The sequence below is a fragment of the Terrabacter sp. Ter38 genome (assembly GCF_024519435.1).
Taxonomy (GTDB): domain Bacteria; phylum Actinomycetota; class Actinomycetes; order Actinomycetales; family Dermatophilaceae; genus Terrabacter.
Map to the genome: position 1 here is coordinate 943,245 of NZ_JALJRZ010000001.1, position 24,260 is coordinate 967,504.

Genomic DNA, 24,260 nt, shown 5'->3' on the forward strand with positions numbered 1-24,260 from the left:
ACGCTCACCCGAGCGGGTTACTCGGGGAGGGTGCGGAGCAGGTCGACGAGGGCGGCCTCGCCCGGGAGGTCGGGACGCACCGTGACGCCCTCTCCCGCGTAGTAGAACGCCGCGTCGACGAGCGAGGGGTCGACACCGCGCAGCCGGGCGAAGGCGACGGCATACGCCCCGAGCTGGAGGGCACGCACCGTCGCGTCGCGCCCGGTCGGCCTGGCACCCGTCTTCCAGTCGACGACCGTCCAACCGCCGTCGTCGCGGGGGAAGACGGCGTCGACCCGACCGCGGACGGCGATCCCGTCGATGACCGTCTCGATCGACAGCTCGATCTCCTCGGGGATGCGGTCGGCCCACTCGCTGGCGAGGAAGCGCTCCTTCATGGCGTCCAGGTCGCCGTCGTCGGCCGCCCCTTCGTCGGCGCTGCCGGGTAGGTCGAGCAGGTCGACGAACGCGGCGCGCGAGTAGTGCTCCTCGATCCACGCGTGGAAGGCTGTGCCCTGCCGCGCGGCGACGGCCGGCGGGCTCGGCATGGGGCGCCGCAAGGACATGGCGAACGCCTCTGCGTCCCGGGCCAGCGAGACGACCGCGGAGGCCGACAGGTGGCGCGGGACGTCGACGACGGACTCATCACGAGACCGTCGGGCCGCCTGCTCGGCGAGCAGGATGCGGAGGTCGTCGACGCGCGGATCGCCTTGCGGCACAGTGGGACCCGCGTCGACGAGGGTGGCGATCCGTCGGTGCGCGTCGAGCAGGCCGGCGCGCCTCTGCCCCATCGGGTCGTGCGGCCACAGCTGTGAGATCGGGACGGCCAGGTGCGGGTTGGTCGGTGCCGACGCCTGGCCCTTGTCGTCGAGGACCGGCTCGGGGTCCGGCGCCCAGGCGGTGCGCACGACGGACCCTGGCAGGGTCTCCTCGACCTCGGTCAGGAAGCGCGACGGCACCGACAGCGTCTTCTTCGCCGCACCCCAGAGATGGGTCGTCAGGAGCATCGAGGCGCGCGCACGGGTCAGCGCGACGTACGCGAGACGCCGCTCCTCGGCCACTGCATGCCGTCCGCCGTCGAGGACGAACGCGTCGATGGCGGCGCTCAGCGCCTTGCGGTCGGGCACGCCGCGCCAGTCGAGGTGCGGCAGGCCGGCACGGTCACCGCGCAGGTCGTAGGGCAGCGAGTCGAGCCCGATGAGCCAGCCCTTGTCCTTGACGTCCCCCGAGCAGGCGAATGCCGTGGGCTCGCTGTGGGCGACGGGCGCCACCGCGGTCGCGCCGTGCGCCGGGAAGACACCCTCGACGAGCGTCGGGACCGCGACGACGTCCCACTCGAGGCCCTTGGCCGCGTGCACGGTCAGGACCTGGACGGCGTCGGCGTCGGACTCGGTGTGGACGGCGTCGAGGCCGCGCTCCTGGTCGCGGGCGGCGTCGAGCCAGCTGAGGAAGCCGGACAGGGTCGGCCGGTCGGCGGTCGTGGCGTAGCGCGCCGCGACGTCGGCGAAGGCGTCGAGGTGCACGCGTGCGGTCGAGGCCGTGTGCTCGGGACGTGAGAGCACCTCGATGTCGAGCCCGATGGCGACCTCGGCCTCGGCGACGAGGTCGACGAGGGGCAGGGCCGTGAGCCGACGCAGCCGCCGCACGACGTCGCCCAGGTCGTGCAGCCGGGCCAGCGCCTCGTCGCCGATGCGGGCGCCGTCGCGCCCGGTCCAGCCGGGGCGAGGCAGGTCGTCGAGGGCCTCGACGAGCGTGGCGGTGTCTGCGCTGTCGGCCGCGAGGTCCGAGCCTCGGCGGTCGTCGGCTGACGCCTCGGCCTCATCGGCACTCGCCGCCTCCGTCACGCCGTCGTCCGCAGGAGCGGCGTCACCCGTGGGTGGCTCGCCTCCGGAGGTCCCCGACCCCGGCCTCCCCGGCGCGACGGTTGCGCCGGCCCCCGCCCGGTCGGGTGCGGTCGACGTGGGGGTCCCGGCTCGCGGCGTCCGCTGGTGCAGCTCACGCGCCCACGCCCACAGCCCGGCCAGGTCGGCCGCGCCGAGGCGCACGACTGGCCCGGTCAGCAGGCGCATCAGCTGGTCTCCGCGGCTGGGATCCTGCACCACCCACAGGGCGGCGACGAGGTCGCTGACCTCGGGCGTGACGAGCAGGCCACCGAGGCCGACGACCTCGACGGGCAGCTGGCGGCGGCGAAGCGCCTCGAGGACGACGGGGAAGGTCGAGCGCCGCCGGCACAGCACGGCGGCGCTGCGGCCGGTGCGCCGGCCGCTCGGGCTGAACCAGTGCGCGGCGATCCAGGCGGCGAGGTGGTCGGCCTCCTCCTCGGCGGTCTCGAGTCGAGCCACCTCGATCGTCCCGACCCCCGCGCCGGGCCGCGGTCGCAGCGGCCGCACGTGCTCCGTCGCGAGCGGCGCGGCGACGGCGTTGGCCGCGTCGAGGATGACCGAGTCGTTGCGCCAGCTGGTCGACAGCGGCAGGACGTCAGCGGGGCCCTCGTCGCCGCCGAACTCGGACGGGAAGCGCAGCAGCGTGGTCGCGCTCGCGCCGCGCCAGCCGTAGATCGACTGGTTGGGGTCGCCGACGGCGGTGAGCGCCACCCCGGGGTGGTGGAAGAGCGAACGCAGCAGCTCGAGCTGCGCCTCCGACGTGTCTTGGAACTCGTCGAGCAGCACGGCCCGGAACCGCTCGCGCTCGATCTCACCGACAGCCGGCACCGACCGGGTGAGCCGGGCCGCGATGGCCATCTGGTCGGCGAAGTCGAGGGACTCGCGCTCGCGCTTGAGGGCGAGGAAGGCCTCGACGATCGGCAGCACCGTGCGGCGCTCGCGCAGGACGGCGATCGCGTCTCGCGCGGCGGTGAGCGACCCCCGGCCCTCACCGTCGGGCAGGGCGTCGAGGCGCGTGAGCACGGCGTCGAGGTGGTCCATCACCTCGGCGGGCGTGCGCACGTGCTCTGCCATCTCGCCCGCGAGCGCCATGACGGCCTGGATGACCGTCGCCTCGCTCTTGACGACGTCGTCCATCGGCCCGTCCCAGCGTGACACCGCCTCGGCCGCGAGCTGCCACGCCCCGGCCTCGGTGAGGATGCGGAACTCCGGCTCGATGCCCACCCGGAGGGCGTGCTCGCGGACGAGCCGGCCGGCATACGCGTGGTAGGTGGAGACGGTGGGCGTGCCGCCGAGCACCTCGGCACCCGTGCCGTCGTCGGCGGGCGGCGTCCAGATGCCGGCCCGCTCGAGACCACGCAGGCGCTTGGCGATGCGCTGGGAGAGCTCGGCCGCAGCCTTGCGGGTGAAGGTGAGGCCCAGCACCTGGTCGGGGTCGACGAGGCCGTTGGCGACGAGCCAGACGACCCGGGCCGCCATCGTCTCGGTCTTGCCCGAGCCTGCACCGGCGACGACGAGCAGGGGGCGGGCGCCCGCCTCGATGACGGCGGCCTGCTCGGGGGTGGGCGGCGGCATCTCGAGCGCCGCGGCGATGTCGAGAGCGCTGTGGCGCATCGTCGTCTCCGGGCGTGCCTCGGTCGTCGTCACAGGGCGTCTCCCTCGGGCTGGACGGGGCACGACGACCGCACCGGGCACGTCTCGCAGGCCTTGCCCTGCGCAGCCCGGAACTCGGCCGCCCCCATCCCCTCGGCCGTCTCCTGAACGAGCGTCCGTGCCCACGTCGGGTCGTCGCTGCTCGCGAGGGGCGGCTGTGGCAGCACGCTCGGCTTGAGTCCGGAGAGCCCTCCCTTGCCGATGAAGGCGAGCGCCGCCCCGGCACTGCGGTCTCCGAGCGCGGGGAACCCACCTTCCTCGACGGCCACCTGGTAGGCCCCGAGCTGGCCGTGGTGGGCCAGCTCGGCCTTGGTCGGCTTGGACTTGCCGGTCTTGAGGTCGACGATGCGCAGGCGGCCCTCGGCGTCGCGCTCGATGCGGTCGACGCGCCCGGCCACGACGGCGCGCCCCACCTCGACCCGGAAGTCGGACTCGATCCCGACGCGCTCCCAGTCGCGCTCGGCGGCGGACCGGTAGGCCACGAACCGCGCCACCATGTCGTGCGCCTCCTGGTGGGTGCGGTCGGTGACCCAGCCGGGCTTGAGCCCGAGGCGTCCCCACCGTGCGTCGACCTCGTGCTTCAGCTCCTCGAGCGGCGCGTCGGGCAGCTCGGCGACGATGTCGTGGACGAAGGTGCCGACGGAGGCTGCGCCGAGGGAGACGCCCTCGCCACCGACCGACGTGAGGAACCAGCGCAGCCCGCACTCGGCGAAGTAGGTGACCTTCGACGGCGACACGGGCACGGGCTCGTCGGGTCGGCGCACGGGACGCTCGCTCGTGACCGACCGGAGCGCCCACCACGAGGTCGGGTCGGCCCCGCGCACGCCCTCGCGCGCCGCGGCGGCGAGCAGGTTGAGGGCCGGCTCGGCGACGCCGGGGTCGGGGCTGACGGCCTCGCGCCTCAGCTCTCCGACGAGCCCCGGCAGGGTCATGGTGCGCGCCACCTCGGAGTGCGGGCGCACCTCGTCGGCCAGACGCGTCGTGGCAGGCGGGTCGACGAGGTCGAGGTAGACCGACGGCTGCTCGTCCTCGTTGCCGACGGCAGTGACCACCAGCCGCTCGGTGGCGCGGGTGACGGCGACGAGGAAGAGGCGCGTCTCGTCGTAGCGCACCGCGGCCTGGGCGGCGCGGAAGCCGAGCGGCCGCTGGGCGACGACGTCGACGAGGTCCTCGGACCCGAGGACCGAGCCGCGCAGGCGCAGGTCGGGCCACACGCCCTCCTGCACGCCCGCGACGACGACGATGCGCCACTCCCGGCCCGCGGCGGTCTGCGGCGTCAGCAGCGCGACCCGGCCACCGGACTGACCGCCGACGAGCAGGGTGTCGCCGGGGACGTCCTGGCCCTGGATGTGCTCGAGGAACTTGTCGGGGCCGGCGGTCGGCAGCCGGTCGACGAAGGCGCCCGCCGCGTCGAAGAGCGCGAGCACGGCGTCGAGATCGCGGTCGGCCCGCTCGCCCGACGTGCCTCCGGAGAGCGCCTGCCGCCGCCACCCGTCGGCAACCCCCGCGCCCTGCCAGATGGCCCACAGCACGGACTCGGCCGTGACCCCGCGCGCCCACCGGCCGTCGTCGGCGACGCGCGCCGCCGCGGCACCGGCGGCGAGCGCCGTCGCGATGCGTTCGGCGGCCCGCGCTGTCGACCCCAGCATCCGGGCGCGGGGCTGCGACTGGAGCAGCTCGGCGAGCAGCTCGTCGCTGGACCGCCCACCGCCGGAGGCGAGCTCGTCCTGTCGCAGCAGCCATCGCAGGCGCCGCAGCCCGACGGTGTCGCTCCCGCCGACGGGGGACAGCACGAGGTCGGCGGCCCGCACGGCGTCGATGACGTGGGTGTCGCCGCGGTGCTCGGCGCGGGCGATGGCGATGCTCTCGTCGAGCAGGTGCAGCAGCGGGCGCACCGCGCTCTCGTCGCGGACCGGAGTCTCGGCGCTGCCGGCCTGGACCGGCACCCCGGCCTGCCCGAGCAGGCGACGCATCGCGTCGGCGCGGCCCGATCCGCGCACGATGACGGCCATGTCGGTCCAGGGCACGCCCTCGACGAGGTGCGCCCGGCGCAGCAGCGCCGCGACGTGAGCCGTCTCCTGCGCGGCGGAGCGCAGCAGGGCGACCTCGACGGTGCCGCGCGACGGGTCTCCGGTCGCGGACGTCATCCGGCGTTGCTCGCCGCCGCCGAGCGCCCCGATGCGCCGCGAGACGCGGTCGGCCACCCCCATCATGTCCGTGCCGAGCCGGTGGGACCGATCGAGCACGACGGTCTCACTGAGACCCTCACCGGCGTCGTCGATGAGATCGAAGAGCCCGCCGACGAAGCGGGGGTCGCGGCCACTCCCCGCGAGGTCGCTCCAGCCATCGGCGAGGAAGCGCGGGTCGGCGCCGCGGAAGGTCTGGACGGCGACGTCGGGGTCGCCGAGGAGGACGACCCGAGGGCCACCCGCACGGGCGACGACGCGCAGCAGCCGCGCCGCTGCCGACGTCAGCTCCTGGGCCTCGTCGACGACGACGAGGCGGATGCGCTCGTGGAGCCGGTCGAGTGCCGACGGGTCGTCGTCGAGCAGCTCGGCCACCGCGGTGAGCACCCAGGCGGGGTCGTAGGAGCCGTGCCGGCTGAACGAGGTGACCTGGTCGTACTCGCGCAGCACGTGCGCCGCGGCAGCCCACTCGGGCCGCTCGTGCTCGTCGGCGAGGCGAGCGAGACCGTCGGGGCCCTGCCCCAGCTCGACCGAGCGCATGAGCAGGTCGCGCAGCTCGTTGCGGAAGCCGCGGGTCGTCAGCGCCTCGCGCAGCTGCTCGGGCCACACCGGCCCGCGCACCTCTCCCGAGGCGTGCCCGGCGAGCAGGTCGCGCAGGATGACGTCCTGCTCGGGGCCGTTGAGCAGCCGAGGCGATGGGTCGCCGCGCAGCGCCGCCTCGGCCCGGAGCACTCCGAAGCCGAAGGCCTGCCACGTCCGCGCGAGCGACTCGGTGGACGTGCCGCCGAGCCGCGCCGTGACCTGCTGGCGCAGCTCGCCGGCCGCGCTCCGGCTCGAGGTGAGCACGAGGCACGAGTCGGCCCGCAGGCCCTGCCGGCGCACGGCGTCGACGACGAGCTCGACCGCGAGGGTCGACTTGCCGGTGCCCGGCCCGCCGAGGACACGCAGCACCCGGGCCGAGGAGTCGAGCGCGGCCTGCTGCCGCTCGCCGAGCCGCACCTGCGCCGGGACGAGAGCGGGAGCTCGACGGAGGATGACCACCGGAGGATTCCATCACGCCCGACCGACACCCGCGCACGACCCGAGGGCGAATGCCGTCCGCCCCGCCCCGCCGCAGCGGACACGCCCAGTCGTCCACCGGCGAGGACCCGGGCCCTCGGTGACCCGACCGGGACCAGCCGCCCGCGGCGTGAGCGGGCACGCGAAGGGCCCGGGACGGCATACGCCGTCCCGGGCCCCGCGCAGTGCGTCAGTCCCTCACTTGACGTCGAAGCGGTCGGCCTCCATGACCTGCGACCACGCGGCGACGAAGTCGTGGACGAACTTCTCGGCGGCGTCGTCGCTCGCGTAGACTTCGGCGAGGGCACGCAGCTCGGAGTTGGAGCCGAAGAGGAGGTCGACCCGGCTGCCGGTCCACGTCTGCTGCCCGGCGGCGTTCGTCGCGGTGAACGTGTCTCCGCCCTCGTCGGCCGCGGTCCACGTCGTGCCGAGCTCGAGCAGGTTGACGAAGAAGTCGTTCGTCAGCGTGCCGACGCGGTCGGTGAGGACACCGGTCGTCGAGCCACCGGTGTTGGCACCGAGGACGCGCAGGCCCCCGACGAGGACCGTCATCTGCGGGGCCGAGAGGCCGAGCAGGTTGGCCCGGTCGACGAGGAGGTACTCGGCGGGCACGCGGCCCGGCTTGCCGATGTAGTTGCGGAAGCCGTCGTGCTTCGGCTCGAGATAGCCGAACGACTCGACGTCGGTCTGCTCCTGCGTGGCGTCGACGCGGCCGGCGCGGAAAGGCACCTCGACGGTCACGCCGCCTGCTGCAGCGGCCTGCTCGACCGCGACGTTGCCGCCGAGGACGATGAGGTCGGCGAGCGAGACCGTGGCGCCGCCGCGGCCGTTGAAGTCGGCCCGGATGCCCTCGAGGGCCCGCAGGACGGTGGCGAGCTCGGCGGGGTCGTTGACGTCCCAGCCGCTCTGCGGCTCGAGGCGGACGCGGGCGCCGTTGGCACCGCCGCGCTTGTCGCTGCTGCGGAACGTCGACGCGGACGCCCACGCGGCCTTGACGAGCTGGGTGACGGTGAGGTCGGAGTCGGCGATGGCCTGCTTGAGGGTCGCGACGTCGTCGGCACCGATCGTCTGTCCGGTGGCGGCGGGCAGCGGGTCCTGCCAGAGCAGCTCCTCCTGCGGCACCTCGGGGCCGAGGTAGCGCTCGACCGGCCCCATGTCGCGGTGGGTCAGCTTGAACCACGCGCGGGCGAAGGCGTCGGCGAACTCGGCCGGGTTCTCGTGGAAGCGGCGGGAGATCTGCTCGTATGCCGGGTCGACCCGGAGCGCCAGGTCGGTCGTCAGCATCGTGGGCAGTCTCTTGGCGCCGCCCTCGTCGGGCGCCGGGATGATCGCCTCGGCGTCCTTGGCGACCCACTGGGCCGCGCCCGCGGGGCTCTCGGAGAGCTCCCACTCGTGACCGAAGAGCATGTCGAAGAAGGTGTTGTCCCACTGCGTCGGCGTGGGCGTCCACGTGACCTCGAGGCCGGAGGTGATGGCGTCCTGGAGCTTGCCGGTGCCGTAGGACTGCTTCCAGCCGAGCCCCTGCTCCTCGAGCGGGGCGCCCTCGGGCTCGGTGCCGACGTACTTCAGCGGGTCGGCGGCGCCGTGCGTCTTGCCGAACGTGTGGCCACCGGCGATGAGGGCGACGGTCTCCTCGTCGTTCATCGCCATGCGGCCGAAGGTCTCGCGGATGTCGCGCGCCGACTGCAGCGGGTCGGGGTTGCCGCTGGGACCCTCGGGGTTGACGTAGATGAGACCCATCTGGACGGCGGCGAGGGGGTTCTCGAGGTCACGGTCGCCGGTGTAGCGCTCGTCGCCGAGCCACTCGGCCTCCGAGCCCCAGTAGACGTCGGCGTCCGGCTCCCAGACGTCCTCGCGTCCGCCGCCGAAGCCGAACGTCGCAAAGCCCATCGACTCGAGGGCGACGTTGCCGGTGAGGACGATGAGGTCGGCCCACGAGAGCTTCTGGCCGTACTTCTTCTTGACCGGCCAGAGCAGGCGGCGGGCCTTGTCGAGGTTGCCGTTGTCGGGCCAGGAGTTGAGCGGGGCGAAGCGCTGCTGGCCGGCGCCGGCGCCGCCGCGACCGTCCTGCACGCGGTAGGTGCCCGCGCTGTGCCACGCCATGCGGATCATGAAGGGGCCGTAGTGGCCGAAGTCGGCGGGCCACCAGTCCTGCGAGTCGGTGAGCACGGCGGCGATGTCTGCCTTGACGGCGGCGAGGTCGAGGCTGTTGAAGGCCGCGGCGTAGTCGAAGTCGGCCCCGTTGGGGTTGGCCACCGTGGGGTTCTTGGCGAGGATCTTGAGGTCGAGGCGGTTGGGCCACCAGTCCTCGTTGCTCGTGCCGGCGGGGCGGGTCGACCGGTCGTGGGCCACGGGGCACTTGCTGGCCTCCGGCTCGTTCATCTCGCCGACTTCGGCGTTGGGCTGGTGGAGCTCAGACACGAGGACGTCCTTCTCTTTCTGGGGTGGGCAACTTCAGGAGGCGGCGGCCTCGGCGGCGCACGCAGGACAGATGCCCCAGTACGTCACCTCGGCCTCGTCGATGACGAATCCGTGGGGGTCGGATGCCGTGAGGCAGGGGGCGTGGCCGACCGCGCAGTCGACGTCGCCGATGGCACCGCACGAACGGCACACGACATGGTGGTGGTTGTCGCCCACGCGCACCTCGTAGCGGGCGACGGAGCCCGTCGGCTGGATGCGGCGCACGAGACCGGTGTCGGTGAGGGCGCGCAGGACGTCGTAGACGGCTTGGTGCGACACGTCGCCGGCGACCTCGCGGACTCGGCGGATGACCGTGTCGGTGTCGGTGTGCGGGTGGTCGTGCAGGACCGAGAGGACGGCGACGCGCTGGCGCGTCACCCGAAGACCCGCCTCGCGCAGCTGCACCTCGACGTCGGTTCCGGTCATGTCCCGAGTCTTCCGCCCTTTCTGGAACAAATCAAGTCTTTGTCCGTGCCGGAGGGACGGTGGGGCCAGGCCCGGGTCGGCGATCGTCATGCCGCACCGGTTCAGCCTGCGACGACCTCGACCTCGAAGCCCTCGCCGCTCTCGAGGTAGGCGGCATAGTGCTGCGGGCCACCGGCATGTGGGTGTGTGTCTGCGAACATCAGCGTCCAGCCGCCCTCGCCGCAGGCGTCGACGAGCGCGTCGACCTCGGCGCGCGAACCGCCATGGAAGGCAAGGTGGTTCAGGCCCGCACGGGTGCGCTCATGGCGTCCGGAGACGACGTCGGGGCCGGCCTCGACGACGACGTAGAGGGAGCCGAGCTCCCACGCCTGGCCGTGCCCCCAGTCGTCACCGAGGTGGTAGCCCAGCCGCCCCAGCAGCCAGCCCCACTCGCGCGTGGCCGCGGCGATGTCGTCGACCCAGATCTCGACGTGGTGCAAGCCGCCGCGCGGTCCCGCTCCCCCCGCTCCCCCCGCTCCCCCGGCTGCACCGGACGCTGCCGGCGCCGCACCGAAGTCCCAGCGTGCCCGTCCCATGTCGGCGCGGCCACCCTCGACGAGCCCGCCCACCATGGGCGTCCCCTCGGCCCGCCAGTGCTCGAGGGCCTCGTCCTCGAGGCCCTGCGGCGGCCGACCGTCGGACCGGATGACCCGCCACCACGGCAGGTCGGACCCGTAGCGGCTCATCACGGTGCCCACCGTGCGCGGACCCATGCCACCGAGTCGCTTGGCGATGTCGCCGTAGGCGAGCACCCGCCCCTCGGGGATGGTCGCGACGAGGTCGAGCACGCGCTCGGCGTGGTCCTCCAGCGGCACGGGCGTCCTCTCAGTACTCGGGTTGGCTCGGGTCGATCTCCCGGAGGTAGGCGAGTATGCCGCCCTCGACGTTCGCGACGTCCGTGAGCCCCGCGCGGAGGGCGAGCCGCGTCGCCTCGGCCGAGCGGCCACCCACCTTGCAGTGGATGAGCACCCTTCTGTCCGTGGGCAGCTCGTCGAACGCCTCCCCGGAGCGGAAGCGGTCGAGGTGAATCGCGATGGCGCCGGGGATCGAGGCGATGGCCCGCTCCTCGTCGCCGCGGACGTCGACGAGCAGAGGCGGATCAGCGGCGGCGAGCTCGCCCACCATGTCGTGGACGGTGACCGTCGGCAGGTCGCCCTCGTCGTGGGCGGCCGCTCCCGGCACGCCGCAGAACTCGACGTAGTCGATGAGCTCGGTGACGGTCGGCTCGTCGCCGCAGACCGGGCACCCGGGGTCGGCCCGGACCGTCAGGGTGTCCCAGGTCTGGCGCAGCGCGTCGTGGACCACGAGCCGGCCGACGAGCGGCTCGCCGATGCCGAGCAGGAGCTTGATCGCCTCGGTCGACTGGATCGACCCGATGGCGGCGCACAGGACCCCGAGCACGCCGCCCTCGGCGCAGCTCGGCACCGAGCCCGGCGGCGGCGGCTCGGGGAAGACGCACCGGTAGCACGGCCCCTGACCGGCCCACCACACCGAGACCTGGCCATCGAAGCGGAGGATCGAGCCCCACACGTGCGGCTTGCCGAGCATGACGCAGGCGTCGTTGACGAGGTAGCGGGTCGGGAAGTTGTCGGTGCCGTCGACGACGAGGTCGTAGTCGCCGATGATCCCCAGCGCATTGGCCGAGTCGAGCGCGACGTCGTGCCGGACCACCTCGACGTGCGGGTTGACGCGGTGGACGGCCGCCTCCGCGGACTCGGTCTTGAGTCGGCCGATGTCGGCGTCGGAGTGGATGACCTGACGGTGCAGGTTGGTGAGGTCCACGACGTCGGCGTCGACGACCCCGATGGTGCCGACCCCTGCCGCGGCCAGGTAGAGCAGCGCGGGCGACCCGAGGCCACCGGCACCGACGACGAGCACCCGGGCGGCGGCAAGGCGCTCCTGCCCGTCGCGGCCCACGTCGGGCAGCAGCACGTGGCGGGCGTACCTCGTCGTCTCGGCCTTGCTGAGCGCCCGACCCGTCTTGACCAGCGGATCCGTCGACATGCCCTCACCGTACTGCTCGGTATGGTGGGACGGACACGGTCGTCTGCGGGGGCGGACGCCGAGGACCGACGAGCGACGCGCCCACAGCGAAGAGGATCCGCATGGCAGACGAGACCACCCCGCCGGGCCGCGGCCAGCGGCTGCCCCGATCGGAGCGGCGCGCCCAGCTGCTCGACGCCGCGCTCGGCGTCTTCGTCGAGAACGGCTACCACGCTGCCGCGATGGACGACATCGCCGCGCGGGCCGGGGTGTCCAAGCCGGTGCTCTACCAGCACTTCCCCGGCAAGCTCGAGCTCTACCTCGCGCTCATCGACCAGCACACGGGCGAGCTCGAGCAGCTCGTCCGCGACGCCCTGGCCCTCTCGGACAACAAGGCCCGCATCAACACCATGACGCGCGCCTACTTCGACTTCGTCGGGCAGGAGGGCGCGGCGTTCCGACTCATCTTCGAGTCCGACCTCGCCAACGAGCCCGAGGTGCGCCGGCGCCTCGACCAGATCGACCTCACGTGCGCCCAGGCGATGGCCGAGATCATCCGCAGCGAGACCTCGATGGACCAGGATGAGGCCGTCCTCGTCGGCGTGGCCTTCGTCGGCCTGGCGCAGACGTCGGCCCGTCACTGGCTGACCCACGAGGCGACACTCTCCAAGGAGACGGCCGTCCGCCTCACCGCCGCGCTGATCCGCCGCGGCTTCGGTGCGTTCCCGGTCGTCGGACGGGGCGAGGGCCGCGGCGACGAGAGCGACAGGCCCGGCGGCGCGGCCAGGGAATCGGTCGGCACGCCGGCTCGTTAAGGTGACGACAGGACGCGGTCGACCGCGTCCACCAGCACTGAGAAAGCAGGTTTGACGTGGAGGTCCGCATCGGCGTGCAGAACGTGGCACGCGAGATCACCTTCGAGACGACCCAGAGCAGCGACGAGATCTTCGCCGCCGTCAAGGCGTCGCTCGGCTCCGAGGCCCTCGAGCTGACCGACGACAAGGGCGGTCGCATCATGGTCCCGTCCGCCTCGATCGGTTACGTGACGACAGGTGCCGAGCGCAAGTCGGGCGTCGGCTTCGGCGCTCACTGAACTCACTGACCACGCCGGGGGACGACCCGCCGACAGTCCCGGTACCGCCACGGCGACCGCCGTGTGACCTGCCGGACGCCACCGCCCGAGACGGGCTGCCGGGCACGACGAGGGCCGCCGACCACCACGGCCGGCGGCCTTCGTCATGCCCGGCGGGCCCGCGTCCCGACACGACCTCCATCGGGGTGTGGCCCGGAGCGATCATGCGGGTACAAGGTGGAGGAACGAGCCCGGATCGCCGGGTCGTCGCCGCCCGCCCTGCGGGCTCGAAGGAGGAAGCGTAGACATGATCGGAACCATCCTTGCCGCCCTCGTCGCGGGTGCGATCGTGGGACCGCTCGCCCGACTGGTGCTCCCCGGGAAGCAGGACATGAGTGTCCTGCTCACCGTCATCCTCGGTGCCATCGGCTCCCTGATCGGCGCGTTCATCTACTACAAGGCCACCGGTGTCAGCGACACCAAGGGGATCGACTGGATCTCCGGCCTCATCGGCGTCGTCGTCGCAGCCGCACTCATCGTCGGCTACGGCATGATCACCGGCAACCGCCAGACGCGCTGACGCTTTCCGACGGGCTCCCGACCCGGGTCGCCTGTCCCCTTCGTCCCCTTCGCGCGCGAATCCTCCTGGAATTGGCAGACGCCACATCCACCACACCAGCCCCACGCGATGGGACATTGATCTCGTCGCATGTGTTGTCCGCACCCCTCGCGGACCAAGCGGCCGCCCCCGCGGCGGCCAGAAGGAGCGTCACATGATCGGAACAATCATCGGGGCCATCATCGTCGGTGCCATCATCGGTGCACTCGGCCGCCTCATCCTCCCCGGCAAGCAGAACATCTCGCTCGTCGTGACGATCCTCATCGGCATCGTCGCCAACGTCATCGTGACGTTCGTCGTGCGTCAGCTCGGCTACTCCAACAACTCGGGCATCGCGTGGATCCCGCTGATCCTCGGCGCCATCGTGGCGGCGATCATCATCGTTCTCTACGGGCGCATGAGCCACAAGTCGGTCTGACCGACCGCACGACCGAAAGGGCCCGACCGCGCGCGGTCGGGCCCTTTCGGCATGTGGGCCCGGCGCATGGCGTATGCCGTGTCGACCGGTCGCGGGCACTGCGGCCTTCGTCGGATGGCCGGCAGGGCGGCATACGCCCCCTCACGCCGACAAGCCGAGACGCTCCATCCGGCGGGAGTGCTCGTCGGTGAGGCGGGCGAACATCCGGCCGAGCTCGGCGAGGTCCGCCCCGGCTCGCCCCGGGGCCCCCACGAGGATGCTTGCGAGGGCGTCGCGCTCGACGCCGACGCGCTGGGCCTGGGTGATGGCTTCCCCGACGAGGCGACGGCCCCAGAGCGCGAGCCGGCCGGCGAGTCGCGGGTCGGCGGCGATGGCCTCGCGCACGACGGTGACCGCGAAGTCGGCCTGACCGGTGTCCTCGAGGACGCTGACGACGAGCGAGCGGGTGTCCTCGTCGACGTACCGCGAGATCTCGCGGTAGAAGTCCTGGGCGATGCCCTCGCCGACGTAGGCCTTGACGAGTCCCTCGAGGAAGTCGGAGGCGGCCGTGCGCTCGTGGAAGGCGTCGACGGCCGCCACGAAGGGCTCCATGGCCGACTCCGGCTCGACGCCGAGGGACTGGAGGCGCTCGGTGAGCACGGAGTAGTTCTTCAGCTCGTGGGCGGCGAGGACGGCGAGCGCCGACTTGTGACGCAGCGTGGGCGCGAGCTCGGCGTCCTTGGCCAGCTGGCTGAAGGCACGCAGCTCGCCGTACGCGAGCGCCCCGAGCAGGTCCGTGACAGCAGCGAGGTAGCCCGGCTCGTCGATGCTCTCCTCGAGGCTCGCACCGTCTGTGTCGACGTGGAGGCCGGGCGTCGCGTCGTCGCTCATGCGCCCAATCTAGTGAAGGAGTTCGGGCGTTCTGCCCGCATGCCGGTAGACTGGGCTTGACAACTCGGTGCCCGGTCGGCCCGATGGTTTGCCCAGATGGTGCTCGCGGAGTCCCCGCGCACCGGTGGAGCCCGCACCGCGTCCATGCAGTGCGAGAGCCACCCACCGTCCCTGACAGTCTCCGATCGGCCCGTCACGCGCCACTGAGCTCCCGCACCGTCGGGGTGCTCGTGCCGATCGAGAGATGCCCATGACCCAGCCCCACGAGACCCCCGCCGACGCGGGGGTCGCCACGGACGCGCCCGAGCCCACCGTCGCCGAGACGGTCGCGGACACGGCTCCCGAGGCCCCCACCGAGACGGCCGAGCCGCTCACCCCCGCGGCCGAGGAGCCGGTCGCCCCCGAGCTGACCTTCGCCGACTTCGACGTCCACCCCGACATCGTCGCCTCGCTCGCCGAGCACGGGATCGTCCACCCCTTCCCCATCCAGGCGATGACCCTTCCGGTCGCCCTCGGTGGCCACGACATCATCGGCCAGGCCAAGACCGGCACCGGCAAGACCCTCGGGTTCGGCGTGCCGATCCTCAACCGCGTCCTCGCCCCCGGCGACGCCGGCTTCGACGAGCAGGCCCGTCCGGGCAAGCCGCAGGCCCTTGCCGTCGCCCCGACGCGCGAGCTCGCGGTCCAGGTGGCGAGCGACCTCGAGCGGGCCGGTCGCAAGCGCGGCGTCCGCGTCCTCACCGTCTACGGCGGCCGCGCCTACGAGCCGCAGATCGAGGCCCTCAAGAAGGGCGTCGAAGTCGTCGTCGGCACGCCCGGCCGACTCATCGACCTGGCCAAGCAGGGCCACCTCGACCTGTCGCAGGCGCGCACCGTCGTGCTCGACGAGGCCGACGAGATGCTCGACCTCGGCTTCCTGCCGGACGTCGAGACCCTCATGTCGCTGACGCCGGCCTCGCGCCAGACGATGCTCTTCTCCGCGACGATGCCGGGGGCCATCGTGGCCCTCGCCCGCCGCTACATGTCCCAGCCGACGCACATCCGCGCCATGGGCGACGAGAACGAGAACGCCCACACGGTCAAGGCCGTCGAGCAGTTCGTCTACCGGGCGCACGCCATGGACAAGGTCGAGATGCTCTCGCGCATGCTCCAGGCCAACGGCCGCGGCCTGACGATCATCTTCAGCCGCACCAAGCGCACCGCCGCCAAGGTGTCCGACGAGCTCGTCGAGCGTGGCTTCGCGGCTGCCGCGATCCACGGCGACCTCGGTCAGGGTGCTCGCGAGCAGGCGCTGCGCGCCTTCCGCAACGGCAAGGTCGACATCCTCGTCGCCACCGACGTCGCGGCCCGAGGCATCGACGTCGAGAACGTCACGCACGTCATCAACTACCAGTGCCCCGAGGACGAGAAGACCTACCTGCACCGCATCGGCCGCACGGCCCGCGCCGGCAACACCGGTGTCGCGGTGACCTTCGTCGACTGGGACGACCTGCACCGCTGGGCGCTCATCAACAAGACGCTCGACCTCGGCATCCCCGAGCCGCAGGAGACCTACTCCAGCTCCGACCACCTCTACAGCGACCTCGACATCCCCACCGACGCCAAGGGCCGCCTGCGTCGCTCGCAGCAGACGCTCGCGGGCCTCGGTGCCGAGGAGATCGAGGACCTCGGCGAGACGGGCAAGCGCCACGGCAAGTCCGGCGCGGGCGCCGGAGCGGGTCGCGGCGACCGTGACCGAACTGAGCGCAGTGACCGAGGTGACCGTGGAGGCGACCGCGGGCGCTCGCGCTCCGACCGCAGCCGCGGCGACGCGGAGGTCAACGCGTCGTCCGACTCGTCCGGCCCCTCCGACGCCGGTGAGACGCCGGCTGCCGAGGGTGGCGAGAGCCGCCCCCGTCGCAGCCGCAACCGCCGCCGTACCCGTGGTGCCGGCGCTGCGGCCGCCGGTGCCGCAGGCGAGGCCGATGGCTCCCAGTCGTCGGCTCCTGCCGGCAACGGTCCCGACGGCGGGTCCGAGGCCGCCGAGGGTGGCTCGCGTCCGCCGCGCCGTCGCCGTCGTGGCGGTGCCGGACGCAGTGGTGGCGGTCGCGGCGAGTCTGCGCCCGCGACGGCCGCTGCAGAGTGACGCCGCGGCGTCGAGCCGCATCGGCTGACGTCGCACCCAGCACGTGAGAGGCCCGGGCGGCCGACACCAGTCGGTGTCCCGCTCGGGCCTTCGTGCACCCCGAGGCCGCCGGGGCGCCCGGTCGGGTCCACGCTGCGGTCAGTGCGAGTCAGCCTCGTGCGCGGCTCCTACGCTGGTGCGAGACGCCCGTACCGAGGAGGCCACCCATGAAGCTGCACGATCGCATCGACGAGCGCCTGCGCGCCTTCATCGAGGCGCAGCACCTCTTCTTCGTCGCGACGGCCCCGCTCGCCTCCGACGGGCACGTCAACCTCTCCCCCAAGGGCCTCGCCGGCACCTTCGCGGTGCTCGGCGAGCACGAGGTCGCCTACCTCGACCTCACGGGAAGCGGCTCCGAGACCGTGGCACACCTGCGCGAGAACGGTCGCATCACCGTCATGTTCTGCGCGTTCGAGGGGCCGCCGAACATCGTGCGGCTGCACGGGACCGGTCGCTACGTGACGCTGGGCGAGAGCGAGTTCGACTCGTACCGTGGGCTCTTCGCTGAACACCCCGGTGCACGGGGCGTCGTCGTCATCGACGTCGAGCGCGTCTCCGACTCGTGCGGCTATGCTGTCCCGTTCATGAGTCACGAGAGCGATCGGGACCTGCTGACCCGGTGGGCGGGCAACCGGGGTGACGAGGGTCTGGCGACCTACCGCGCGACGAAGAACGCGGCGTCCATCGACGGCCTCCCCGCCCTCGGCCCGGCCGGCGACCCCGCCTCGGCCTGACCCAGCCCCTGACGGCAACACACCGTGAAGGTCACAACACCCCGGGATCGGATCCCGGGGTGTTGTGACGTGCTCGGTGTGTTGCGAGGACGCCGGGTCGTCGGGCCTCAGGCGTTGATCGTCGCGGTGTCGATGACGAAGCGGTAGCGCACGTCGCCGGCCACGACGCGGTCGTAGGCCGCGTCGACCTCGTCGGCCGAGATCGTCTCGACCGACGCGCCGATGCCGTGCTCCGCACAGAAGGCCAGCATCTCGGCGGTCGCGGGGATGCCGCCGATGTTCGAGCCGGCCACGACGCGGCTGCCGCCGACGACGGCACCCGGGGCGAAGTCGTAGTTGCCCGTGGGCAGCCCGACGTTGGCGATGACACCGAGCGGGCGCAGCAGGCCGATGTAGGTCTGCATCGGCAGGTCGGCGCTCACCGTGTTGATGATGATGTCGAAGGTCCCCTTGAGGCCCTTGAGGACACCCTCGTCGCCGGTCGCGACGTAGTGCGTCGCGCCGAGCGCCTCGCCGTCGCCCTTCTTGGCGTCGGTGCGGCTGAGCACGCTGACCTCGGCGCCCATGGCGGCGGCGAGCTTGACGGCCATGTGGCCCAGGCCGCCGAGCCCGATGACGGCGACCTTCTTGCCGGGGCCGGCGCCCCAGCGCTTGAGCGGGGACCACACGGTGATCCCGGCACAGAGCAGCGGGGCGGCGACGTCGAGCTCGATGCCGTCGGGGATGCCGACGGCGAAGCGCTCGGAGACGACGACCTGCTGGGCGTATCCACCCTTGGTCGGCTCGCCGTCGTAGCCCGTGCCGTTGTAGGTCATGACCGCGCCCTTGGAGCAGAACTGCTCCTCGCCGTCCTTGCAGAACTCGCACTCGCCGCACGAGTCGACCATGCAGCCGACACCGACGCGGTCGCCGACCTGGTACTTCGTGACACCGTCACCGACGGCGGACACGACACCGGCGATCTCGTGGCCGGGGACCATGGGGAAGGTCGCGCTGCCCCACTCCTCGCGGACCTGGTGGATGTCGCTGTGGCAGATGCCCGCGAACTTGATGTCGATGAGGACGTCGTCGTCTCGCAGGTCGCGGTGCTCGACGGTCCTGGCCTCGAAGGCGGCTCCGGCGCTCGGTGCGACCAGTGCGGGGGTGGAAATCAAGGGGATTCTCCTTCGTGGTGGGTGGCGACGCCTCAGGTGCAGCGCGCCCTCACCACGGTTCATTCCCCGTCGGCGGGTCCCGTCGAACGTCCGGGACGTGCGTCACAGCCTCGCGAGCAGGGAGGCGGCGACGTCGCGGTAGGCCTGCGCGCCCTTGGACGTGCGGGCCGTCGTGAGAATGGAGCGGCCGACGGCGGGCGCCTCCGCGAAGCGCACGGTCTTGGGGATCGGCGGCTCGAGGACGGGCAGGTCGTAGCGCTCCCCCACGTCGGCGAGCACCTCGCGCGCGTGGTTGCTGCGACCGTCGAAGAGGGTCGGCAGGATGCCCCACACCTCGAGGTCGCGGTTGAGGATCTTCTGGACGTCGGCGACGGTGTCGAGCAGCTGTCCGACGCCGCGGTGGCTGAGCATCTCGCACGGCATCGGGATGATGAGGGCGTCGGCGGCCGTGAGCGCGTTGAGCGTCAGCACCCCGAGGCTCGGCGAGCAGTCGAGCAGCACGACGTCGTATGCCGTGTCGGCGCCTTCGAGGGCCGAGCGCAGGACGTACTCGCGACCGGGTCGCGGGAGCAGCATGGCCTCGGCGCCGGCGAGGTCGATCGTCGATGGCACGAGGTCGATGCCCTCCTCGCACGTGACGACGACGTCACCGAGCTCGGCGGAGCCGGTGAGGACGTCGTGGATCGATCGCTCGACCGTGTCGGGGTCGACGCCCAGCGAGAAGGTGAGGCAGGCCTGCGGGTCGAGGTCGACGAGGAGGACGCGCTGCCCGAGCTCGGCGAGCGCGGCGCCGATGCTCGCGACCGACGTCGTCTTGGCGACGCCGCCCTTCTGGTTGGCCAGGGCCACGACGGTCGGTGCTCTCTTCACGTCGCTGATGCGGCTGCGGGTCCCCATGCCCGACAGTGTGTCAGGCGCGGGGGCCCGGGATGAACAGGACGTCCGTCGTGCTCCGCAGGTCGCGGACGTCCACCTCGTCACCGTTCACCGGGGGTGGCCTTCAGGACCCCCGTCAGCCCTCGAGGTGCATAGGCCCTGCGGATCGACGACAGGTCTGGCATGGCACGACGGAAACGACCACGGCGTCGGTAGGCGCTGACGCCGGCATCGCCGGTCGGAGCTCCCCTGCGACGAGGTCAGAAGGCCGAGATCGTTCGTGGGGCGCGCTCGGAGCGTGACAGGGCCGACACCAGGGCTCCCTGACCGTGCCGGCGCGCGGCCAGTCGGGTCAGCAGGGCCACGACGGGCGCGAGCACCTCGTCGGGCAGCGTCGGGGCGGTGAAGCCGACGCTCGCGGCGACGTCCTCACCGTGGACGACGACCTCCATCATCCGGCCGGTGAGGAAGTCGTCGCGGCGCAGCGCCCAGCCCGTCCACGGGATGAGGACGGCTCGGCCGGCGTCCTGGTCGGCGAGCACGGCAGGCAGCTCGTCCCGCGCCGCGACGACCCGCCTGAGGACGACGTCGCGGCCGTCCCCGGCCTGCTCGTCGCTCCCGGACCGGATGGCGACGTTGACGTCGTCGTCGAGGCCGCCAGACACCCATGCCGACCGCGCGTAGTGCTCGTCGAGCGCGATGGCGTCGGTCACGGGGTCGGCCCGCAGCAGGGTCAGGGCCGTGATGGGCTGGCTCGCCAGGTGGGCGACGAGTCCGCCGACGCTCCACTCGGGCAGCGCGCTCGGCCGGTGCCAGGCGGCGGCGACGTCGTCCCGGGACAGGATGGCGATGACGTGGTCGGTGGCCGCGAGGAACGCCGGCCTCAGGTCGCGCTCGGGTGCGGACCGGGTGGTGGGCTCAGTGGTGGGCTCAGTGGTGGGCTCAGGCACCGTCGCGCTCCGGTGGGGTCGTCTCGTAGCCGGCAGGCTCGAGGCCGGCCCAGTCGGACTTCTCGGGGCCCATCTGCTGGCCCTCGGGGCAGTGCGCGCGGAAGTCGCACCACGAGCAGATCGCGGAGGTGCGGGGCGCGAACCTCGTCGACTCGACGCCGAGCTCCTTGAACTCGGCGTCGGCCCGGCGCAGGTCGGAGGCGATCGACTCGGCCTCGGCGATCTTGCGCGCGAGGGACTCGTCGGTGTGCTCGTGCGCGGCGATCGTGCCGGAGGGCACGTGGTGCAGCTCGACCCGGTGGCACGGCCGGCGGAACATCCGGGAGGCCGCGACGGCATACAACGCGAGGGGCAGCGAGGTGCGCGCGTCGTCGTCGGTGGGGACCTGGCGGCCCGTCTTGTAGTCGACGACGACGAGCTCGCCCTCGCGGTCGTCGAGGCGGTCGATGCGGCCGGTGATGGCGACCTCGTCGGTCTTGAGCGAGACGCTGCGCTCGATGCCGACGGGCTGGTTGTCGCGGTCGCTGGAACGGAGGTAGTCGGTGACGGCGTCGCGGACCCGAAGCCGCCACCCGGCGGACTGCTCGGGGTCACGGAAGCCGACGTCGATCCACGACGAGCGGACGAGCTCCGCGACGCCGGCCGGCGTCCGCTGGCCCACCGGGAGGTCCCAGAAGTCGCGAAGCGCGTTGTGGGTCGCGATGCCGACCGAGGTGTGGGCGCGCTGGGGGCGCGCCTGCGGGCGTGGTCGGTCGAGGTACTGCATGCGGTAGCGCCGCGGGCAGTCGAGCCAGGCGAGCAGCCGCGACGGCGAGCCGGTGTAGAGCGGCGTGGGCATGCCCGCGAAGGTCGTCTGCTCAGCCGGTCCCGTCGTCACGCCGACACCCTACGACCCGCCCGCGACATCCAGCCGACGACATCCCCAGCCCCGGTCAGTGGGCGCTGGCGGCGACGCGGTCGAGGCGTGCCGCGGCGGCCCGGAACTCGCGCTCGAGGTCGTCGACGACGTCGGCGACCGGGTTCACCGACCGGATGCTCTGGAGCCCCTGCCCGGCCGACCACAGCTGCGACCACTTCTTCGCCGGTGACTCGGCCGCGTCGTAGCTGCGAACCCCGTCGTGCACGAGGTGGTCGGGGTCGAGCCCGTGAGCCTGAAGGCTCGGCCGGAGCCAGGACGCGTCGGCTCCCGTGATGCCGTCGCTGACGACGAGGTCGTCGGGGCCGTGCGCGACGACCATCAGCTTGTAGTCGTCGGCGGCTCGGCTCTCCGTCGTCGCGAGGAAGCGGGTGCCCATGTAGACGAGGTCGGCGCCGCCGGCCACGGCGCCCGCGACGCCGGCGCCGTCCGCGATGCCCCCGCCCACGGTGACGAGACCGTCGAAGAGGTCACGCACTGCGGACACGAAGGCGAAGGGCGACAGGTGCCCGGTGTGTCCCCCGGCCCCCGCGCTGATGCAGGCGAGGCCGTCGACGCCCGCCGCGATCGCCTTGCGGGCGAGGACGAGGTCGATGACGTCGGCCACGACGAGCCCGCCGTAGGCCTTGACCGTGTCGATGACGGGACGCGGCGAGCCGAGGGCGGTGATGACGACGGGCGGCCGGTGCTCCGCGACGAGGGCGAGGTCGTCGGCCAGACGCGTGTTGCTCCGGTGCGTGACGAGGTTGACCGCCCACGGAGCGTCGCCCGCGCCCGACGCGATGGCCGCGAGCCACTCGTCGAGCTGTTCGGGCGTGCGGCAGTTCTGCGTCGGGAACGCACCGAGGATCCCCGCGCGGGCCGCGGCGACGACGAGCTCGGGCCCCGAGACGAGGAACATCGGCGCCGCCACCACGGGTAGCCGCAGCGCCGCGAGCAGCTCCTGCGGCGTCACCCGGTCGCCCCCGGAATCCCTGCTGCGCCACCGCCGGGGAGCTCGCGGACCGCGGGCGCATCCGGTTGCCGCAGCAGCCGCTTGAGCACCTTGCCGACGGGGTTGCGGGGCAGCTCCTCGCGCACCTCGAGCCGCTCGGGCAGCTTGAACGAGGCGATGCTCCGCTCGCGCAGCCAGGCCACGAGCGACTCGAGTGTCAGCGACTCCCCGGGTCGCAGCACGACGACGGCCGCGACGCGCTCGCCCAGCCGCTCGTCCGGGTCGCCGATGACGGCGACGTCGGCGACGGCCGGGTGGTCGGCGATGAGGCCCTCGAGCTCGGCCGGGGCGATGTTCATGCCGCCACGGATCACCTGGTCGCGGGCCCGGTCGAGGTAGCGGAGGAACTGCCCGCGTTCCCCGGCGATCTCGAAGAGGTCCCCGGTGCGCAGGTAGCCCCTGTCGTCGAAGGGGCTCGGCAGGTCCTCGCCGTGGAGGTAGCCGGCAAAGACGCTCGGACCGCTGATGTGCAGCTCCCCGGGGTGGCCGGGCTCGGTGACGTCCTCGCCCGTCACGATGTCGACGAGCCTGGTGTCGGTCCACTCGCCGGCCCGGGTCGACCACGTGACTCCCGGCGCTCCGAACCGCGGGAAGAACTGCGCGCGATCGTCGGGGTCGGGGAAGTCGACGGGGCTCGAGAGCAGGCCGATCCCCTCGTTGGACCCGAAGAAGTTGATGACACTGATGCCGTGCCGTTCCTGCCAGCCGCGCACCATCGCCGGCTGCAGCGGCGCCGAGCCGGAGCCGATGCGGGTCAGGCTGCTGATGTCGACCGTCGCCATGAGCGCCTCGTTGCCGAGCAGCATCCACAGCAGCGCGGGAGGGGCGCACGTGTAGGTGGCGCGCTCGACGGCGACCTGACCGAGGAACGTCGGCAGGTCGAAGGGGTGGTGCTGCACGAGGACGCAACCGGTGAGCAGCCACGGCAGGAACATCCCGCTGATGCCGGCCATGTTGATCATGGGGAAGGGGTTGAGCAGCACGTCGTCGACCGTCACCTGCGGCGCCTCGGTGGTCGCGACGCCGACGGCGAGCCAGTCCATGTGGCAGCGCGGCACGCCCTTGGGCGCGCTCTCGGTGCCCGACGTCCAGCAGATCGTCACAGCGTCGTTGGCCTCGTTGGGGTCGGCGGCGGCGCGTGCCTCGACGGCCTCGCGGTCCTCGTCCGTCGCGGGACCGGGGTGCCACACGCGGACGCCGATGGGCACGTCGGCCGTCTCCTCCTGGGGGCCGTACGCGATGACGGCCCGCACCGACTCCACCAGCCCGAGCGCCGTGGCCGCGTCCACGGCGAGGGCCCGGTCGCCGAACCGGGCGCTGCCGATGTAGGCCGTCACGCCGGCCCTCGCGCACATGGCGGCCACCTCGCGCTCGCGCAGCTGCACGGGCATCGGCGACACCACGACGCCGAGGCGCCAGGCCGCGAGGTAGACCTCGACGAGCTCGACGGAATTGGCGAGCTGGACCCCGACCACGTCACCTCGGACGAGCCCGAGCGACAGCAGCCGCGCCGCGAGGGCCGTGACCTCGTCGTCGAGCTCGCGCCACGTCAGCCGTCGCGGCGTCGAGCCCAGCAGCGACTCGCGGTTGGCGGGGTCGACGACGGCGAGGGCGTCACCGCGGGCGCGCACCCGGTCGGCGAAGAGCCCGTCAAGGGTGTCCTCGCCCCACCAGCCCCTGGCCCGGTAGTCAGCGACCTTCTCCGGCGCGTGCAGTCCCCGTGCGTTCGCCATGGCTCGGCACTCCTTCGTGGGTCGGCGTGTGGTGGTCACTGCGGGATGTCCGTGTGCGTGAGCTGCCTTGCAGCGGAAGGTCTTTCGTCTCG

Annotated in this window: 19 protein-coding genes; 6 read left to right on the forward strand and 13 right to left on the reverse strand. The window is 72.8% G+C overall.

Features of this window, described 5'->3' with window-relative positions:
* Positions 1-17: 17 nt before the first annotated feature.
* The 6 genes from NR112_RS04350 to moeB all read right to left on the reverse strand — a co-directional run bounded on the left by NR112_RS04350 (position 18) and on the right by moeB (position 11,689).
* Entirely contained in the window at positions 18-3,509 is a 3,492-nt protein-coding gene (locus tag NR112_RS04350; protein WP_256792735.1) for a UvrD-helicase domain-containing protein, read from the reverse strand.
* Positions 3,506-6,742 carry an ATP-dependent DNA helicase gene (locus NR112_RS04355; RefSeq protein WP_256792736.1) on the reverse strand — a complete coding sequence of 1,079 codons (3,237 nt, stop codon included), beginning with the start codon at positions 6,740-6,742 and terminating at the stop codon, positions 3,506-3,508. The genes NR112_RS04350 and NR112_RS04355 overlap by 4 nt, the downstream gene beginning before the upstream one ends.
* 216 nt (positions 6,743-6,958) lie before the next feature.
* Positions 6,959-9,142: a catalase/peroxidase HPI gene (gene katG / locus NR112_RS04360; RefSeq protein ID WP_256792856.1), complete on the reverse strand. Its 2,184-nt coding sequence runs from the start codon at positions 9,140-9,142 to the stop codon at positions 6,959-6,961.
* A 72-nt stretch (positions 9,143-9,214) separates the two neighbouring features.
* Positions 9,215-9,646 carry a Fur family transcriptional regulator gene (locus NR112_RS04365; RefSeq protein WP_256792737.1) on the reverse strand — a complete coding sequence of 144 codons (432 nt, stop codon included), beginning with the start codon at positions 9,644-9,646 and terminating at the stop codon, positions 9,215-9,217.
* A gap of 101 nt (positions 9,647-9,747) precedes the next feature.
* Positions 9,748-10,500 (reverse strand): MGMT family protein, encoded by a 753-nt coding sequence (locus tag NR112_RS04370; protein WP_256792738.1) that lies wholly within the window; start codon positions 10,498-10,500, stop codon positions 9,748-9,750.
* A gap of 10 nt (positions 10,501-10,510) precedes the next feature.
* Entirely contained in the window at positions 10,511-11,689 is a 1,179-nt protein-coding gene (moeB, locus tag NR112_RS04375) for a molybdopterin-synthase adenylyltransferase MoeB (RefSeq protein WP_256792739.1), read from the reverse strand.
* Between the two features lie 101 nt (positions 11,690-11,790).
* Between moeB and NR112_RS04380 the strand changes: the two genes are divergently transcribed.
* The 4 genes from NR112_RS04380 (at position 11,791) to NR112_RS04395 (ending at position 13,777) form a co-directional block, all read left to right on the forward strand.
* Entirely contained in the window at positions 11,791-12,483 is a 693-nt protein-coding gene (locus tag NR112_RS04380; RefSeq protein ID WP_256792740.1) for a TetR/AcrR family transcriptional regulator, read from the forward strand.
* Between the two features lie 56 nt (positions 12,484-12,539).
* The gene (locus NR112_RS04385) at positions 12,540-12,761 is read left to right on the forward strand and encodes a DUF3107 domain-containing protein (RefSeq protein WP_026864027.1); all 222 of its coding nucleotides are present in this window, start codon (positions 12,540-12,542) and stop codon (positions 12,759-12,761) included.
* Positions 12,762-13,047: 286 nt separating this feature from the next.
* Complete coding sequence (locus tag NR112_RS04390; protein ID WP_256792741.1) at positions 13,048-13,320, forward strand: GlsB/YeaQ/YmgE family stress response membrane protein; 273 nt, start codon at positions 13,048-13,050, stop codon at positions 13,318-13,320.
* 193 nt (positions 13,321-13,513) lie between these two features.
* Positions 13,514-13,777 (forward strand): GlsB/YeaQ/YmgE family stress response membrane protein, encoded by a 264-nt coding sequence (locus NR112_RS04395; protein ID WP_020143074.1) that lies wholly within the window; start codon positions 13,514-13,516, stop codon positions 13,775-13,777.
* 141 nt (positions 13,778-13,918) lie between these two features.
* On the opposite strand, the gene NR112_RS04400 is transcribed toward NR112_RS04395, so the two are convergent.
* On the reverse strand, positions 13,919-14,647 hold the full coding sequence (locus NR112_RS04400; protein ID WP_256792742.1) for a ferritin-like fold-containing protein: 729 nt from the start codon (positions 14,645-14,647) through the stop codon (positions 13,919-13,921).
* Between the two features lie 250 nt (positions 14,648-14,897).
* Between NR112_RS04400 and NR112_RS04405 the strand changes: the two genes are divergently transcribed.
* Positions 14,898-16,772: a DEAD/DEAH box helicase gene (locus tag NR112_RS04405; protein WP_256792743.1), complete on the forward strand. Its 1,875-nt coding sequence runs from the start codon at positions 14,898-14,900 to the stop codon at positions 16,770-16,772.
* A gap of 206 nt (positions 16,773-16,978) precedes the next feature.
* Positions 16,979-17,545, forward strand: coding sequence for a pyridoxamine 5'-phosphate oxidase family protein (locus NR112_RS04410; RefSeq protein ID WP_256792744.1), 567 nt, complete (start codon positions 16,979-16,981; stop codon positions 17,543-17,545).
* A gap of 107 nt (positions 17,546-17,652) precedes the next feature.
* Here the strand turns inward: NR112_RS04410 and NR112_RS04415 are convergent, their stop codons facing one another.
* From NR112_RS04415 to NR112_RS04440, 6 genes are all read right to left on the reverse strand, one after another.
* A complete protein-coding gene (locus NR112_RS04415) occupies positions 17,653-18,699 on the reverse strand; it encodes an NAD(P)-dependent alcohol dehydrogenase (protein WP_256792745.1) in 1,047 nt (348 codons plus the stop codon).
* A 102-nt stretch (positions 18,700-18,801) separates the two neighbouring features.
* Positions 18,802-19,596 (reverse strand): ParA family protein, encoded by a 795-nt coding sequence (locus tag NR112_RS04420; protein ID WP_256792746.1) that lies wholly within the window; start codon positions 19,594-19,596, stop codon positions 18,802-18,804.
* 239 nt (positions 19,597-19,835) lie between these two features.
* The gene (locus tag NR112_RS04425) at positions 19,836-20,525 is read right to left on the reverse strand and encodes a maleylpyruvate isomerase N-terminal domain-containing protein (protein WP_256792747.1); all 690 of its coding nucleotides are present in this window, start codon (positions 20,523-20,525) and stop codon (positions 19,836-19,838) included.
* On the reverse strand, positions 20,518-21,402 hold the full coding sequence (locus NR112_RS04430) for a PD-(D/E)XK nuclease family protein (RefSeq protein WP_256792748.1): 885 nt from the start codon (positions 21,400-21,402) through the stop codon (positions 20,518-20,520). Before NR112_RS04430 ends, NR112_RS04425 begins: the two co-directional genes overlap by 8 nt.
* Positions 21,403-21,457: 55 nt before the next feature.
* Entirely contained in the window at positions 21,458-22,396 is a 939-nt protein-coding gene (locus NR112_RS04435) for a nitronate monooxygenase (RefSeq protein WP_256792749.1), read from the reverse strand.
* Positions 22,393-24,168, reverse strand: a complete 1,776-nt coding sequence (locus NR112_RS04440) for a class I adenylate-forming enzyme family protein (protein ID WP_256792750.1) — start codon at positions 24,166-24,168, stop codon at positions 22,393-22,395. Before NR112_RS04440 ends, NR112_RS04435 begins: the two co-directional genes overlap by 4 nt.
* Between the last annotated feature and the right edge of the window lie 92 nt (positions 24,169-24,260).